Below are 14585 nucleotides of genomic sequence, written 5' to 3' on the forward strand. Positions count from 1 at the left end.
TTAGTCCATGGAGTCGGGGCCCGCAGCCAGTACAGAGTGTTGCCTGCCTGCCGGCGTTCGGCCGGTCAGGTGGTCACGGCTCAGTGGGCGTAGTCACCGCGGTAGAACTCGTAGCACCAGCCCGCGACGGCCCAGACGCCCATGCCGAGTGCCAGCAGGGAGATCCACCAGCCGAAGATGGGACCCAGCAGCAGCAGCGAGGCAGTCAGCGCGGTCCAGAAGGGCCAGATGCTCTGGGGCGGGAAGAAGCCCAGCGCGCCTGCACCCTCCGCGATCTCGGCGTCACCGTTGTCGGAGAGCGGAACGTCGTTCTTGGAACCAATGGCCCACAGGTAGGCGGTGATCATCAGCGACATCGCGCTCGACAGCAGCAGGACCATCAGTCCGACCCACTCGTGGGTGAAGCCGAACCAGTAGACCAGGGCGCAGACGAGGTAGAAGACGCCGAGGAAGCCAAAGATATTCCGTTCGACCTTCATCGGGCCACTCCTGCGTTCTCTCGGGCGGACTCGGTCTCGGCCGCCACGAAGCTGGCCTGGAGGCCGGTGTCACCGTGGTCAGCGAGCTCGGGATGGTTCATGTCGAAGGCCGGGTACGGCGAGCGCACGCGGGGCAGCGACGTGAAGTTGTGGCGGGGCGGCGGGCAGCTGGTGGCCCACTCCATCGAGCGGCTCCAGCCCCACGGATCGTTGACGGTGACCTTCGGGCTCTTGAAGGACAGGTAGACGTTGATCAGCCACGGGATGAAGGAGAAGCCCAGCAGGAAGGCGCCGAAGGTCGAGATCTGGTTGAACATGGTGTAGCCCGTGTTCGGCAGGTAGTCGGCAATTCGGCGCTGCATGCCCTCCACACCAAGCCAGTGCTGGATCAGGAAGGTGATGTGGAAGCCAGCGAAGAGCAACCAGAAGTGGATCTTGCCCAAGGTCTCGTTCAGCATGTGCCCGGTGATCTTGGGCCACCAGAAGTAGTATCCGGCAAACATCGAGAAGACGACCGTGCCGAACAGCGTGTAGTGGAAGTGCGCCACCACGAAGTAGGTGTCGGAGACATTGAAGTCCATGGGAGGGCTGGCCAGCATGACGCCGGTCAGGCCACCGAAGAGGAAGGTGGTCAGGAAGCCGACGGCCCACAGCATCGGGGTCTCCATGCTGATGGAACCACCCCACATGGTGCCGATCCAGTTGAAGAACTTCACGCCCGTCGGGACGGCGATGGTGAAGGTCATGAAGCTGAAGAAGGGCAGGCTCACCGCACCGGTGACGAACATGTGGTGGGCCCACACCGACACCGACAGGGCACCGATGGAGATGGTGGCGAAGACCAGGCCGACGTAGCCAAAGATGGGCTTGCGGCTGAAGACCGGCAGCACCTCGGTGACCATGCCGAAGAAGGGCAGGGCCAGCACGTAGACCTCGGGGTGGCCGAAGAACCAGAACAGGTGCTGCCACAGGATCGGACCACCACTGGAGGCATCCAGGATGTGCGAGCCGAGGATACGGTCACTGGCCAGCACCAGCAGGCCAGCGGCCAGCACGGGGAAGACCAGGATGATCAGGATCGAGGTGACCAGGATGTTCCAGGTGAAGATGGGCATGCGGAACATGGTCATGCCCGGAACACGCATCGCGATGATGGTGGTGAGGAAGTTCACCGCGCCCAGGATCGAGCTCAGCCCCAAGAGGTAGAGGCCCATGATCCACAGGTCGCCACCGGCACCCGGTGAGTTCAGCGAGTTCGACAGAGGGGCGTAGGCGAACCAGCCGAAGGAGGCGGCGCCGTCCGGGGTCAGGAAGCCTGCGCAAGCCATCAGGGAGCCGAACAGGTAGATCCAGTAGGCGAACATATTCAGTCGCGGGAAGGCGACGTCGGGTGCACCGATCTGCAGGGGGACCAAGAAGTTCGCGAAGGCGGCGAAGACCGGTGTCGCGAACATCAGCAGCATGATCGTGCCATGCATGGTGAACATCTGGTTGAAGGTCTCGTGGGTCATGTACTGCATGCCCGGGCTCGCCAGCTCCGCACGGATCGCGAGAGCCATGAGACCACCGATGCCGAAGAAGATGAAGCTGGTGATCATGTACAGCTTGCCGATCTTCTTGTGATCGGTGGTCGTGAAATAGTCCATGAACAGACGGCCCATGGAGTGTTCACGACGGCGCACCTGCTGTGCAGGAGCGCCCGTGGTGCGCGACAGCGTGGTCACTTCTTCTCCTCCTTGTGCGGAGCGGTCGGCAGGGCTGAGTTGCCGGCGGGGCCGACCAGCTCACCGGTCTGGCCCTTGTCGGCCAGGCCCTTGACGTAGGCGGTGTACTCGTCCTCGCTCACGACCTTGACGGTGAACAGCATCGCGGCGTGGTAGGTGCCGCAGAGCTCGGCGCACTTGCCGTCGAAGGTGCCCGTCTTGGTGGGGGTGAGGTCGAAACTGTTGGGCTTGCCGGGGATCGCGTCCATCTTGAAGTAGAAGGCCGGGACCCAGAAGGAGTGGATCACGTCAGCCGAGTAGATGTTGAAGCGCACCGGTTTGTTGACGGGCAGGACGAGCTCGGGGATCTTCTCGATCGTGCCGACCTCGTGGACCGTCGCGCCGATCTCGGGGTTGTCCTGCTCCATGTAGTTGAAGGTCCAGGACCACTTCTGGCCCACCACGTTCACGGTGTGGGCCGGCTGGTCGACCTGGGCGAGGACCCGGTTCTCCGCCTTCACGGTGTAGAAGAACAGGACCACGATGATCAGGAAGGGCACCGAGGTGTACAGCACCTCCAGCGGCACGTGGTAGCGCACCTGGCGCGGCACCTCGTTGCCTTCGCGGCGGCGGAACTTGAACAGCGAGTAGAAGATCAGGCCCCAGACCATGACCCCGATGACGGCGCTGGCAACCCAGGCCCCGACCCACAGGTCCCCCATGAAGGGGGCGCGGTCCGAGGCGGGCTCCACCAGTCCGACGCGGGCCAGCTGTCCGCGGCCTTCACCGGTCTGGCTGCTACAACCGGCCAGCCCGAGCAACACAGCGCTGCCCAGCCCCAGCGCAGTGGCCCTGCCGAAGTTGCGGCGCAACCCGTTGAGTTCACGACCCACGTCAATGCCCTTCCACCGTGAATGGCTCCCCAGGGGGAGTGGGACCCGCAGGCCCCGAGTTCGAAACGTTGCCATGGCTGGTCACAGCACACTCGTGAGGAGACGCAACCGTGGCGGGTTCGCCCAAAGACTAACCCAAAATCCAGCGTCCCGCCGCATCGATCCGATGCAGCGGGACGCTGTGCTGATGTGCGGAACGACTCAGTGGAAGGAGTCGCCACAGGCGCAGGACCCCTGCGCGTTGGGGTTGTCGATCGTGAAGCCCTGCTTCTCGATGGTGTCCACGAAGTCGATGGTGGCCCCACCGAGGTAGGGGGCGCTCATGCGATCGGTGACGACATTGACGCCGTCATAGGTCTTGACGACATCCCCGTCGAGCTCCCGCTCGTCGAAGAAGAGCTGGTAGCGCAGGCCCGAGCAGCCGCCGGGCTGCACGGCCACGCGCAGGGCCAAATCGTCGCGACCCTCGGACTCCAGCAGCGACTTGACCTTGGCGGCGGCGCCGTCGGTCAGGACGATGCCGTCAGTGGTGGGCTGGATGGTGGTGTCAGTCATGTGTCTCCTCCTGGACGGACGGTTCACGTCCTCAACGCCGGCTGGCGCGGCCGCTATTCCCGGCGTGGACCTTGTCAACAGTACCCGTTGGTTCACCAGCTCCAGGTCCGTGCCACGGGCAGGCAGACGCTGGTGACCTGGGTTGTGGTGAGCGGCTCATTTTCGGGCGAGAGCGTGTAGCCCTCCTCGATGCCCATCGTGCGCAGTTCACGGGCCGAGACCCAGTTGTGGCGCGCCACGGCCACCACCGGTCGCATGGCCTGCTCCGCGAGCTCGGCGACCAGTGGGACCAGGGCACCACCCTTCGTCCCGAACTCCAGCTGGTCGTAGCCGGTCACCACGAGGTCCGCCTGTGCGATGGTGCCTGCGAGCCCGGCGAACTCGGCGCACCATGCGGGCCCGGTGGCCACGCGACCGCCGGTCAGCAGGGCAACGAAGCCCAGGCCACCCTGTGCACCCGAACCTGCGACGGTGGCCAGCTCCGGACGACCGCAGGCGGCAGCGAGGTCCACCAGCGCCTGATCCTGGGCAAGCATCTCGGCCGGATCGGCACCATGGGCATGGCCGTGGGCCGCCGTGATGCCCCGCATGCCCGTCAGGTGGCCGGCCTCGCCCTGAGGGGACACCACCAGGTGGAGCAGGCGACCTGCGAGACGAGCGCGCACGGGAGCCAGGTCGATCTGCGTGATGCCGGCCAAGGCGTCGACGCCCCGGTCGAGCGGCACGTCGGCAACCGCGCCGAGGGCCGCGAGCATGCCCGCTCCACCGTCACGCCAGTCGGCACCGACGATGTCCACCCAGACCTCGCGTACCTCGGGGGCACATCCGTCCAGGGCGTCGCCGACGGCCTGCCCCACCATCGTGGAGGCCTCCCTACCGGACAGGTCGGGGCAGGTGACCAGCAGGTGGTCCGAAGCGCCTGATGTGAGGGCGGCAAAGGCCGGCGCGAAGTCCGTGCCGGCCTCGGCCATCGGCACAACCGCCACCTCGGCTCCGAACGAGGCCCAGGCCCGGGCGATGGCAACTCCAGTGGCCTCGGGTCCGAGCCCCTCGTAGGGGCCGCATGCAACGACGACGCGCATCAACCCGGGATCAACCCCTCCCCCTGGCCCTGCTCGGCCAGGAAGGAACTGACCTCGGAAAGGCTGGAGGATGCGTCGGGGACGATCAGGTCGGACTCGACCAGTTCGTCGTCAGCGACGGGCTGGCCGCCACGGATCTCGTCGAGCAGACGTGCCAAGGCCGACTGCAGGGCGGGCTCGTCACCCGCGGCCAGTGCGTCCTCGACCTGCTGGTCGAGCGTGTTCAGGTCTGCCAGGGCGCCCTCGTCGATGCGCCACTGGCCCTCACCCAAGATGCGGACGATCATGCCTGCTCCCCCTGACGCTCGGTGCGCACCTGCTCGGGAGCGCCGGTGGGGGTGGACTGGCCGCCCTCGATGGCGGGGGCCTGCTCGCGTCCGGAGGTCACCTCACCGCTGACCTTGGCCTTCAGGGCGGCCAGCTCGTCCTCGACCTGGCCGCTGGAGGCCAGCTGGTCCAGCTCGCGGGTGATGTCGTCCTTGTAGGTGCCCGACGGGTCGTCCAGGGCGCCCGAGGCGAGCAGCTCGTCGATGGCGCCAGCGCGGGCCTGCATCTGCTGGGTCTTGTCCTCGGCGCGCTGGATGGCCATGCCGACATCGCCCATCTCCTCGCTCATGCCGCTGAAGGCCTCGTTGATGCGGGTCTGGGCCTCGGCGGCGGAGTAGGTCGCCTTGATGGTCTCCTTGCGGGTCCGGAAGGCATCGACCTTGGCCTGCAGTCGCGTGGAGGCGCGCACCAGCTTCTCCTCCTCGGCCTGCAGCTGCGCGTGCTGCGCCTGCAGGTCGCCGAGCTGCTGCTGGAGGCCCGACTTGCGGGTCAGGGCCTCGCGGGCGAGGTCCTCGCGGTTCTGCTCCAGGGCACGCTGGGCCTGGTTGGTGAGCTTGTCCACCTCGGAGTTGAGCTGCTGCGCCTGCAGTTCGACCCGCTTGCGGCTGGTGGCCACGTCGGCGACGCCTCGGCGCACCTTCTGCAGGAGGTCCAGCTGGCGCTGGTAGGAGTAGTCGAGGGTCTCGCGCGGATCCTCGGCACGGTCCAGGGCCTTGTCGGCCTTGGCCCTGAAGATCGTCGACATGCGCTGGAAAATGCCTGCCATGTGGGTCGGTCCTTCCACGGTCGGTGGTGCCGGTCGGTGGAGCCGGCGTTCGTCGACCAGCTTATGGGGCCCATGGGCGCGCAACACACTGATTGCGCTGTCAGCTGTCTGTCAATCAGGGACGACCCCGGGGCACATGGCCCCGGGGTCGTCCTTCGTGGTCCTGTTCCGGCGGTTCAGCCGACCCCGGAGCCGGGCACGGTGCGCCAGGCATCGTCCTCGATCTCCCAGCCCGAGCGTCGGAGGTGCTCGGTGATCCGGCGCAGCTCCTGCACGCTGGGCAGCTCGTCGGTGATCCTGAGGTAGCCGGTGCCGACGTCGATCCGGTCGGCCGGGACGAGCCCCTGGTTGCTGAGTTCGCGTCCGAGCTGCTCGATCTCCTCATCGGTCAGCTTGCGGCGCAGCACTGCGACCAGCGGGATGTAGTCATTGGCCGGGATCCCCTGTGGGTATCCCGCCTTCAGCCACTCAACTGCCCGTTCGAGATAGGTGAACATCAGGAGCCGCTCTCGGATCCTCGATGCTGCGTGCGCCACCCGGCGTCGATCCGCTCCAACACCCGGTCGATGTCCTCGGCCGAGGGTTCCTCGTGGACGTACCGCTTGATGGCCTCGCGCACCTCGTCGGGATCGATCTCGCCGTCAGCGCCCTCCGGCCCTTCCACCAGGGCGGCCACGATGGCATCGACCTCGACATCGGTCAGTGAGCGGTGCAGGACGCCCAACAGGGCCACGTAGTCGCCCTGCGGGACGCCTTGGGGATAGCCGGCACGCAGCCAGTCCACGATCTTGGCGAGTGCGTTCTTGGGCACGGAGGGCCTCACTTCTTCTGGAAGACAGGGATGATGTTGGAGAAGTCGATCCGGTAGCCCAGCCCGGAACTCACGACGATGGCGATGCCCACCGCGATGCTGGCAATGACCAGGGCAAAACAGAGGTAGGCGACGAGTTTGCCGATGGGATGGCCGGGTGCATGGTCCACCTCGGCCTCCCCACCGGTGCCGTAGGCGAGGGACTTGATCCCGAGGCTGAACAGGGCAGGAAGACCCGCGCCGACGATGACGCCGACCAGCAGGACCTGCAGGATGGCGCTGAAGAACATGGACAGGATGTGCATCTCAGGTCACCTCTCACTGCGCCGCGACGGCGGGGTGGGTCTCGGGATCGAGGGGGCGCGCATCCCACTCGTCATTGACATTGTTGGCGTCGACCGGCGCCTTCTTCGAGTGCCAGACGAAGTAGCTCGACAGTCCGATCAGGATCCCGAAGACGGCCAGCGGTCCGGCATAGCCCGGCAGGGCCTTGCCGATCACGTAGCAGATCGCGCCGACGAGCCCTGCTGCCGGCAGCGTGATCAGCCAGGACACGACCATGCGCAGGGCCACGCTCCAGCGGACCTCGGCGCCCTTGCGTCCCAGGCCGGTGCCGAGGATGGAGCCAGTCGCGACATGCGTGGTGGACAGAGCGAAGCCGAGGTGGCTCGAGGTGAGGATCACCGCAGCGGAGGCCGCTTCGGCCGCCATGCCCTGGGGGGAGTCGATCTCCACCAGGCCCTTGCCCAACGTCCGGATGATCCGCCAGCCACCGAGATAGGTCCCCAGCGCGATGGCCACCGCACAGATGACCTTCACCCAGGCCGGGATGGACTCGAGGTCGGTCCACTGCCCGGCACCGATCAGGGCGAGGGTGATGACGCCCATCGTCTTCTGGGCGTCATTGGTGCCGTGCGCCAGGCTCACCAGGGAGGCCGTGCCGATCTGTCCCCAACGGAAACCGGCGTTCTTGTAGCGCTCCGCCACGCCCTGGGTGATCCGGTAGACCAGCCACGTCCCCACCATCGAGATGAGGGCAGCCACGACCGGGGAGCTGAAGGCAGGAAGGATGACCTTGCCGACAACACCGTCGAGCTTGCTGCCGTCCCCGGCCCAGTTCACGCCATCGGCACCGGTCGCGGCGAGGGTGGAACCGACAAGGCCACCGAACAGGGCGTGGGAGGAGCTGGAGGGAAGGCCCAGCAGCCAGGTGAACAGGTTCCAGGTGATCGCACCGACCAGGCCGCTCAGGACGATGAGCAGCAACAGGTGCCCGTGGTTGGCGACATACTCCGCTTTGGGTGCACCGGTCTTGTCCTGGATCTTCACCACCCCATTGGTGACGGTGAGGGCCACCTCCACCGAGAGGAAGGCGCCGATGAGGTTGAGGATGGCCGACAGCGTCACGGCCGCCTTGGGCTTGAGGGCGCCGGTGGCGATGGAGGTGGCCATCGCATTGCCGGTGTCGTGGAAGCCATTGGTGAAGTCGAAGCCGATCGCGGTGATGACGACCAGGCCCAGCATGAGGAGTTCTACGGTCACACGAAACAGTGTCGCGCACCCCTGCGGCCTCCCCAAACGTGGGGTCAACGGGAGGTTAACGATCCATGACGCTGCTGGCGGCGGGACACGCCGTAGGATTGGTCGGAGCACGCCCGTACGGGCGCTGCCCGCACCAGACGACGAGGACGAGACGTGGCACTGTTCCGACCCTATGAGCAGGGCAACCAGGCCCCAGAGACGAAGAACCCAGAGACGAAAAACCCAGAGACGAACCAGAGCGACCCGAAGGACAGGCCCTCCCGCCTGCGTCCGGTGCGCCGCCAGCAGCAGGAGCCGACGGCCCCCGCAGCACCCGCCGCCACCAGGAACGAGCCCGAGAAGGCCGACGGTTCGGCCCGGCAGCCCCGCAGGAAGGGCACGCGCACTCCGACCCGCGCCGAGGCAGAGGCGGCCCGGATGGCCCGCCTGCACCCGCAGCTGACGCCCAAGGAAGCCAAGAAGCTCCAGCGCCAGCAGGACCGGGAGGCCCGCCTGCGCAGCCTGGAGGCCACTGAGAACAGCCCCGCCCGCAAACTGGCGCGCGACCACGTTGACGCCCAGATGACCATCACCGAGTACACGATCCCGCTGATGCTGGTGATCATGGCCGTCAGCCTGATCTTCGCGCGCAACTACCTGGTGCAGCAGATCACCTCGGCGACCATGTTCGCGATCTTCGCCCTGTGGCTGGTCAACATCGTCCTGCGCTGGCGCTCCTTCAAGCGCATCGCCCTCGAGCGCGGGATCAATCCCAAGCAGCGCGGCCTGATGATGTACATGGTCAACCGGATGATGACCGTGCGCAGCCTGCGCCGCCCGCACCCGGCCATCGAGCGGGGCCAGAGCTACTGACCACCCATCCGACAACGCACCCGCACCGAGCGACAGGAGCACCCATGAGCTTCACCTGGACCGCAGAACTCACCCCCGGCGCCGACGTGGCCCCCGACGAGCTGGAGGGCGCAGGGATCGGCCGACCCTTCGAGGAGCAGGCAGAGGCCGAGGCCTGGCTGACCCAGGGCTACGAGGACCTGGCCGACCTTGGCGTTGCCGCTGTGAGCCTGTTCGACGACGGGCAGCTCGTCTACGGACCCATGCCGCTGGACGAGCAGTGAACCGGCAACGGGCTGCGCACCTGGCCCTGCTGGTGGCTGGGCTGGCCGTCGCACTCTACGGGCTGTGGGGGCTGAGCAACCTGCAGGTGACCTGCAGGGGAGTGGAGATGGGGCCCGGTGACGTCTGCCACAAGAACGACTTCTCGGTGATGGGCACTGAGGAGGTGCAGAGCTACGAGGACCGACTGCGCGCCCTGAGGCTCTCCCAGCCCGTGGTGATCGGCACCGGCCTGGTGGTGGCCGGATTCGCCACCGTCCTGCTGCGCGGTGAACGTACTCGGGAAGACGCCCCCACCCTCGCGGGTCGTGGCGCCCGGGCACAGGTCGGATGACCCTCCCAGACCAAGATCAATGGGCCCGTCACCAGTGGTGACGGGCCCATTGATCTTGGTCGTGCAGGTCCTCAGGACTGGCGCACCCCCGGCGTGACGAAGGGCGGCTTGACGATCTTGAACTTCTCCACGCGGTTGCGCACGCGTACACCCACCTCGTCGCCGATCCCGAAGCGGGAGTCCACCAGCGCCAGGCCGATGCCCTGCTTCAGGCTGGGGGCGAAGGTGCCACTGGTGACCACGCCAACCACCTCGTCCTGGTCATCGACGACCTCCATGCCGTGGCGCGGAATGCCGCGACCCACGGCGAGCAGCCCACGCATGCGACGCGCCGGCCCCTCGGCCTTGACCGCGCGCAGGGCATCGGAGCCGAGGAAGGGCTCGGTCTTCTTCCAGCCCACCGCCCAGCCGATGCCGGCCTCGACAGGATTGATCTCGGGGGTGATCTCGTTGCCGTGCAAGGAGTAGCCCATCTCGGTGCGCAGCGTGTCGCGGGCACCCAGACCGCAGGGACGGATCTGGAACTGCTCACCGGCGGCCATCACCTCGTCCCACACCTCGAGGGCACGGTCGGCGGGCACCACCAGCTCGTAGCCGTGCTCGCCGGTGTAGCCGGTGCGGCAGACCGTCATCGACCAACCGTCGCGCTGGATGGTCTCGAAGGCCATGTAGTCCATGGTGGTGGGAAGCGACATCGCCGTGAGCACCGCTTCGGAGCGAGGGCCCTGCACGGCCAGCACCGCATGCTCGTCGTGCTGGTTGACGACCTCGAGGGGGCCGATGATGTCGGCGCCATCGCCGCTGCGGTCCTGAGCGGCCTGGGCCGAGAGGATGCCAACCACGGTGGAGTTGTTGGCCGCATTCGGGATGAGGAAAACCTCCTCCTCGCTTCGCACGTAGGCGATCATGTCGTCGACCACACCACCGGAGTCGTTGCACAGCATCGTGTACTGCGCCTGCCCGGGGACGAGCTTGTGCAGGTCATTGGTGAGGCACAGGTTCAGGAAGTCCAGTGCCTTGTGCCCGCTCACCACCGCCTTGCCCAAGTGGGAGACATCGAAGATGCCGACCGACTCCCGCACCGCCCGGTGCTCTGCCAGCACCCCGCCACCGGCATATTCCAGGGGCATCGACCATCCGCCGAACTCGGCGAACTTGGCGCCCGCCTCCTCGTGTCGCTCGTGCAGGGGTGAATGAAGCAGTTCGGTCATCTGGCTCCCTCTCGTCACAGGACGGCGCGGTCGTCCGCATCGTCGCGGGCAGACCCGGTGCCATCACGGTAGCCGACCTGCACGTGAGGCTGACAGGCCCCCGTGCACCATCCGGCGGCTGGTCTAGCCTGAAGACAGTCCACCATCGCCCGCAGCCACCACACCGAACAGCCACCTCGACCAACAAGCACCAGAACAGAACAACCAACACCTCCAGACCCAGACACCAGAAAGGCCAGACCTGTGCCCACCCAGCGCCCGTCCAGCACCCTCACCCGCGGAGCCCAGCTGCCCGAGGTCGAACTCGTCCCCCGTGTCCCCCAGGAGGCCGACATCGTCGTGGTCGGCCTGGCGGGAAGCACCGAGGCACCGCTCCTGGTGGGGGCACCCGCTCCGGTCGAGAAGGCCGCCCCCGCACCGCTGCGCGAGATCGCGCAGGACCTGGGCGCCCGTCCCGCCAGCGGCCACACGGCCCTGCTGCCCCGCTTCGGCCAGCAGCTCCTGGTCGTCGGGCTGGGCGGAGAGGAGTTGACCCCGGAGCAGGCCCGCCGCAGCTGTGGCTCGGCCCTGCGCGCCGCGACAGAGCATGCCGGCGAACGCAGCCTCCACGTCGCCATCAGTCTGGAGACCGCCGAGGCCGAACTGGTGCGCGGCGCCCTGGAAGGGGCCCTGCTGGGCAGCTACGGCTTCACCCCACTGGGCAGTGAGCCGAAGCGTCCAGTGGCCCGCATCAGCCTGGTGACGAGCCTGTCCGGCGCCCCCGCACAGCAGGCGCTGGCCGACGCCCGCGCCATCGCCGGCGCAGTGCTGGTCGCGCGCGAATGGGTCAACACCCCCGCCAACATCCTGTACCCCGAGAGCTTCAGCCAGGACGTGCGTGAACTCGTCAAGGGCACCAAGCTCGATGTCCAGGTGCTCGACGAGAAGCAGCTGGCAAAGGAGGGCTTCGGAGGCATCCTGGCCGTCGGCGGCGGCTCCCAGCGCCCGCCGCGCCTGGTGCGCGTCGACCACCATCCCCGCGGGGCGAAGAACCACCTGGTCCTGGTGGGCAAGGGCATCACCTTCGACACCGGCGGGCTGAACCTCAAGCCCGCCGAGGGCATGTACACCATGAAGTGCGACATGGGCGGGGCCGCCGCCGTGCTGGCCGCCACCGTCGCCATCGCGGAGCTGGGCCTGGACGTCCACGTCACCACCTATGCCCCGATGGCCGAGAACATGCCTTCTGGCAGTTCCTACCGTCCCAGCGACGTGCTGACCATGTACGGCGGCACCACGGTGGAGAACGTCAACTCCGACGCCGAGGGGCGTCTGGTGATGGCCGACGCCCTGGCCCGTTCGCAGGCCGACAAGGCCGACCTGGTGGTGGATGTCGCCACGCTGACGGGCGCCTGCATGGTGGCCCTGGGCAACCGGATCGCCGGCCTGATGGCCTCCGACGACCAGACTGCCGACATGGTCCTCGACGCCGCCGAGACGGCTGGCGAGGAGTTCTGGCAGCTGCCGGTGCCCGAGCACATCCGCAGCTCGCTGGAGTCGAAGGTGGCCGACCTGAAGTCAAGTGGCTCGCGCCTGGGCGGGGCGATGGCTGCGGCAGCCTTCCTGCAGCACTTCGTCGCGGACGACACCGCCTGGGCCCATCTCGACATCGCCGGGCCCGCCTTCAACGACGAGGCCGCCCGCGACTACACCTCCACCGGGGGCACCGGCCATGCCGTGCGCACCCTCGTGGAGCTGGCCCGCGGCCTGCAGGACTGAGTCCTCGCCCCCTGCCGGGGGCGCCCGGAAAGGTGCGCCGAGGGCGCACTGTCCTCGGCCCCACACCCCTCCTCGGGTGCCCCCACCGGGCGCAGGGGGCTAGGCTGGTACACGACAACCCATGGCATTGCAAAGGAGCCCGAACCTCATGGCGACCGAAGTCACACTTCCTGCACTTGGTGAAAGCGTCACCGAGGGCACCATCTCTCGCTGGCTCAAGGCCGTTGGCGACACCGTCGAGGTCGATGAGGCCCTCGTCGAGGTCTCCACCGACAAGGTGGACACCGAGATCCCCTCCCCCGCCGCTGGCGTGGTCCTCGAGATCCGCGTGGCCGAGGACGACGTGGCCGAGGTCGGTGCCGTCCTGGCCGTCATCGGTGAGGAGTCCGAGGCCGGACAGTCCAGCGCCCCGTCGGGTGACCAGCCCGCAGAGCCCGTCGAGGCCGAGGTCCAGGAGCAGCAGCAGGCCAACCAGACCGAAGCCGCCCCCGCCGATCCCTCCGCGGCCGAGGCCCCGGCCGGCGGCAGCACCGACGCAGCCCCCGCTGACGGCGCCGCCGAGGGCACCGAGGTGACCCTGCCCGCCCTGGGCGAGTCCGTCACCGAGGGCACCATCAGCCGCTGGCTGAAGGAGGTCGGTGACAACGTCGAGGCCGACGAGGCGCTCGTCGAGGTGTCCACCGACAAGGTCGACACCGAGATCCCCTCCCCCGCTGCCGGCACCCTGCTGGAGATCCGGGTGAAGGAGGACGACGTGGCCGAGGTCGGCGCCGTGCTGGCCATCATCGGTGACACCTCCGCCCAGGCCGCCCCCAAGCAGGAGGCCCCGGCCCCTGCCCAGGAGGCCCCGAAGGCCCAGCCCAAGCCGGAGCAGCAGACCTCGCCCGAGCCCACCCAGACCGCGTCCGAGCCGGCCGAGGCCGTCGAGAAGCCGGAGCCGGAGCCCAAGGCCCCGTCGACCCCGGCCCAGCCCGAGGTCGCCGAGCCCGGCACCACCCCGCGCCCCGCCGAGGGCGAGTCGACCCCCTATGTCACCCCGCTGGTGCGCAAGCTCGCGAGCGAGAATGACATTGACCTGTCGACCGTCACCGGCACCGGTGTGGGTGGCCGCATCCGCAAGCAGGACGTCCTGGCTGCCGCCGAGGCCAAGAAGGCCCCGGCTCCTGCCGCTGCTCCTGCCGCCCCGGCTGCTCCTGCCGCCCCGGCAGCTCCTTCCGCGCCGAAGTCGGCCCCCAAGGGCGCCGACCCGAGCAAGCGTGGCACCACGGAGAAGATGAGCCGTCTGCGCCAGACGATCGCCAAGCGCATGACCGAGTCGCTGCAGAGCTCGGCCCAGCTGACGGCGACCGTCGAGGTGGACCTCACCAAGATCTCGCAGCTGCGCAAGGCCCACAAGGAGGACTTCAAGAAGCGCGAGGGTGCTTCGCTGAGCTACCTCCCCTTCATCACGAAGGCCTCCATCGAGGCCCTCAAGCAGTTCCCCTTCATCAATGCCACCATCGAGGGCAATGAGGTGACCTACCACGACGTCGAGCACATCGGCATCGCGGTCGACACCGAGAAGGGCCTGCTGGTTCCCGTGATCAAGGACGCCGGCGACCTGAACATCGCCGGCCTGGCCCGCAAGATCGTCGACCTCGCCGCTCGCACCCGCGACAACAAGGTGAGCCCCGACGAGCTCGCCGGTGGCACCTTCACCATCACCAACTATGGTTCGGCCGGCACCCTGTTCGACACCCCGATCATCAACCTGCCCCAGGTCGCCATCCTGGGCACGGGCGCGCTCGTCAAGCGCCCGATGGTGCTCGACGTCGACGGTTCCGAGGTCATCGCCGTGCGCGACATGATGTACCTCTCGCTGACCTACGACCACCGCCTGATCGACGGCGCCAAGGCTGCGCTCTTCCTGGCTGCCGTCAAGGCACGCCTGGAGGAGGGTGACTTCGCCGGCGAGCTCGGCAACTGATCACAGCAGCACCGGCCCGTCACGGGCCAGGCCGTGGGCCCGCAT

Annotated in this window: 17 protein-coding genes; 5 read left to right on the forward strand and 12 right to left on the reverse strand. The window is 67.7% G+C overall.

All coding sequences use genetic code 11. From position 1 onward, the window contains the following. Positions 1-80: 80 nt before the first annotated feature. The 11 genes from ACHFFZ_RS01155 to ACHFFZ_RS01205 all read right to left on the reverse strand — a co-directional run bounded on the left by ACHFFZ_RS01155 (position 81) and on the right by ACHFFZ_RS01205 (position 8158). Positions 81-479, reverse strand: coding sequence for a cytochrome c oxidase subunit 4 (locus tag ACHFFZ_RS01155; protein ID WP_394274832.1), 399 nt, complete (start codon positions 477-479; stop codon positions 81-83). After that, positions 476-2140, reverse strand: a complete 1665-nt coding sequence (gene ctaD, locus ACHFFZ_RS01160) for a cytochrome c oxidase subunit I (protein WP_394274847.1) — start codon at positions 2138-2140, stop codon at positions 476-478. Before ctaD ends, ACHFFZ_RS01155 begins: the two co-directional genes overlap by 4 nt. A gap of 59 nt (positions 2141-2199) precedes the next feature. After that, on the reverse strand, positions 2200-2904 hold the full coding sequence (gene coxB / locus ACHFFZ_RS01165; protein ID WP_394274848.1) for a cytochrome c oxidase subunit II: 705 nt from the start codon (positions 2902-2904) through the stop codon (positions 2200-2202). A gap of 372 nt (positions 2905-3276) precedes the next feature. Then, positions 3277-3630 carry a HesB/IscA family protein gene (locus ACHFFZ_RS01170; protein ID WP_394274833.1) on the reverse strand — a complete coding sequence of 118 codons (354 nt, stop codon included), beginning with the start codon at positions 3628-3630 and terminating at the stop codon, positions 3277-3279. A gap of 92 nt (positions 3631-3722) precedes the next feature. Next, positions 3723-4712 (reverse strand): glycerate kinase, encoded by a 990-nt coding sequence (locus ACHFFZ_RS01175; RefSeq protein WP_394274834.1) that lies wholly within the window; start codon positions 4710-4712, stop codon positions 3723-3725. Beyond that, a complete protein-coding gene (locus ACHFFZ_RS01180) occupies positions 4712-4999 on the reverse strand; it encodes a hypothetical protein (protein WP_394274835.1) in 288 nt (95 codons plus the stop codon). The genes ACHFFZ_RS01175 and ACHFFZ_RS01180 overlap by 1 nt, the downstream gene beginning before the upstream one ends. Then, complete coding sequence (locus ACHFFZ_RS01185) at positions 4996-5805, reverse strand: PspA/IM30 family protein (RefSeq protein ID WP_394274836.1); 810 nt, start codon at positions 5803-5805, stop codon at positions 4996-4998. The genes ACHFFZ_RS01180 and ACHFFZ_RS01185 overlap by 4 nt, the downstream gene beginning before the upstream one ends. 176 nt (positions 5806-5981) lie before the next feature. Continuing rightward, positions 5982-6302 carry a DUF3349 domain-containing protein gene (locus tag ACHFFZ_RS01190; RefSeq protein WP_394274837.1) on the reverse strand — a complete coding sequence of 107 codons (321 nt, stop codon included), beginning with the start codon at positions 6300-6302 and terminating at the stop codon, positions 5982-5984. After that, positions 6302-6616 carry a DUF3349 domain-containing protein gene (locus tag ACHFFZ_RS01195; protein WP_394274838.1) on the reverse strand — a complete coding sequence of 105 codons (315 nt, stop codon included), beginning with the start codon at positions 6614-6616 and terminating at the stop codon, positions 6302-6304. The genes ACHFFZ_RS01190 and ACHFFZ_RS01195 overlap by 1 nt, the downstream gene beginning before the upstream one ends. Before the next feature lie 8 nt (positions 6617-6624). Beyond that, the gene (locus tag ACHFFZ_RS01200) at positions 6625-6921 is read right to left on the reverse strand and encodes a hypothetical protein (protein ID WP_394274839.1); all 297 of its coding nucleotides are present in this window, start codon (positions 6919-6921) and stop codon (positions 6625-6627) included. Positions 6922-6934: 13 nt separating this feature from the next. Beyond that, positions 6935-8158, reverse strand: a complete 1224-nt coding sequence (locus ACHFFZ_RS01205) for an anion permease (RefSeq protein WP_394274840.1) — start codon at positions 8156-8158, stop codon at positions 6935-6937. A 153-nt stretch (positions 8159-8311) separates the two neighbouring features. Here ACHFFZ_RS01205 and ACHFFZ_RS01210 point away from each other — a divergent pair, with 153 nt between their 5' ends. Genes ACHFFZ_RS01210 through ACHFFZ_RS01220 form a run of 3 tightly spaced genes read left to right on the forward strand, consistent with a single transcriptional unit; the run spans position 8312 to position 9605 of the window. Next, positions 8312-9010, forward strand: coding sequence for a DUF3043 domain-containing protein (locus ACHFFZ_RS01210; RefSeq protein ID WP_394274841.1), 699 nt, complete (start codon positions 8312-8314; stop codon positions 9008-9010). 44 nt (positions 9011-9054) lie between these two features. After that, positions 9055-9273, forward strand: a complete 219-nt coding sequence (locus tag ACHFFZ_RS01215; protein ID WP_394274842.1) for a hypothetical protein — start codon at positions 9055-9057, stop codon at positions 9271-9273. Further along, positions 9270-9605 (forward strand): hypothetical protein, encoded by a 336-nt coding sequence (locus tag ACHFFZ_RS01220; RefSeq protein WP_394274843.1) that lies wholly within the window; start codon positions 9270-9272, stop codon positions 9603-9605. The genes ACHFFZ_RS01215 and ACHFFZ_RS01220 overlap by 4 nt, the downstream gene beginning before the upstream one ends. Before the next feature lie 71 nt (positions 9606-9676). Here ACHFFZ_RS01220 and gcvT read toward each other — a convergent pair whose 3' ends face one another. Then, a complete protein-coding gene (gene gcvT, locus ACHFFZ_RS01225) occupies positions 9677-10816 on the reverse strand; it encodes a glycine cleavage system aminomethyltransferase GcvT (RefSeq protein WP_394274844.1) in 1140 nt (379 codons plus the stop codon). 243 nt (positions 10817-11059) lie between these two features. On the opposite strand from gcvT, the gene ACHFFZ_RS01230 reads away from it, so the two are divergent. Then, positions 11060-12574, forward strand: a complete 1515-nt coding sequence (locus ACHFFZ_RS01230; RefSeq protein ID WP_394274845.1) for a leucyl aminopeptidase — start codon at positions 11060-11062, stop codon at positions 12572-12574. A 148-nt stretch (positions 12575-12722) separates the two neighbouring features. Continuing rightward, positions 12723-14540, forward strand: a complete 1818-nt coding sequence (sucB, locus tag ACHFFZ_RS01235) for a 2-oxoglutarate dehydrogenase, E2 component, dihydrolipoamide succinyltransferase (protein ID WP_394274846.1) — start codon at positions 12723-12725, stop codon at positions 14538-14540. Positions 14541-14585: the final 45 nt, after the last annotated feature.

It is taken from the genome of Luteococcus sp., assembly GCF_043424415.1.
Lineage (GTDB): Bacteria > Actinomycetota > Actinomycetes > Propionibacteriales > Propionibacteriaceae > Luteococcus.

Excerpts from the sequence above, each read along its gene's own strand:
- ACHFFZ_RS01190 (WP_394274837.1), bottom strand. The coding sequence starts at position 6,302 with ATGTTCACCTATCTCGAACGGGCAGTTGAGTGGCTGAAGGCGGGATAC.
- ACHFFZ_RS01185 (WP_394274836.1), bottom strand. The coding sequence starts at position 5,805 with ATGGCAGGCATTTTCCAGCGCATGTCGACGATCTTCAGGGCCAAGGCC.
- ACHFFZ_RS01215 (WP_394274842.1), top strand. The coding sequence starts at position 9,055 with ATGAGCTTCACCTGGACCGCAGAACTCACCCCCGGCGCCGACGTGGCC.
- sucB (WP_394274846.1), top strand. The coding sequence starts at position 12,723 with ATGGCGACCGAAGTCACACTTCCTGCACTTGGTGAAAGCGTCACCGAG.
- ACHFFZ_RS01170 (WP_394274833.1), bottom strand. The coding sequence starts at position 3,630 with ATGACTGACACCACCATCCAGCCCACCACTGACGGCATCGTCCTGACC.
- ACHFFZ_RS01155 (WP_394274832.1), bottom strand. The coding sequence starts at position 479 with ATGAAGGTCGAACGGAATATCTTTGGCTTCCTCGGCGTCTTCTACCTC.
- coxB (WP_394274848.1), bottom strand. The coding sequence starts at position 2,904 with ATGGGGGACCTGTGGGTCGGGGCCTGGGTTGCCAGCGCCGTCATCGGG.
- ACHFFZ_RS01180 (WP_394274835.1), bottom strand. The coding sequence starts at position 4,999 with ATGATCGTCCGCATCTTGGGTGAGGGCCAGTGGCGCATCGACGAGGGC.
- gcvT (WP_394274844.1), bottom strand. The coding sequence starts at position 10,816 with ATGACCGAACTGCTTCATTCACCCCTGCACGAGCGACACGAGGAGGCG.
- ACHFFZ_RS01175 (WP_394274834.1), bottom strand. The coding sequence starts at position 4,712 with ATGCGCGTCGTCGTTGCATGCGGCCCCTACGAGGGGCTCGGACCCGAG.
- ACHFFZ_RS01200 (WP_394274839.1), bottom strand. The coding sequence starts at position 6,921 with ATGCACATCCTGTCCATGTTCTTCAGCGCCATCCTGCAGGTCCTGCTG.
- ctaD (WP_394274847.1), bottom strand. The coding sequence starts at position 2,140 with ATGGGCCGTCTGTTCATGGACTATTTCACGACCACCGATCACAAGAAG.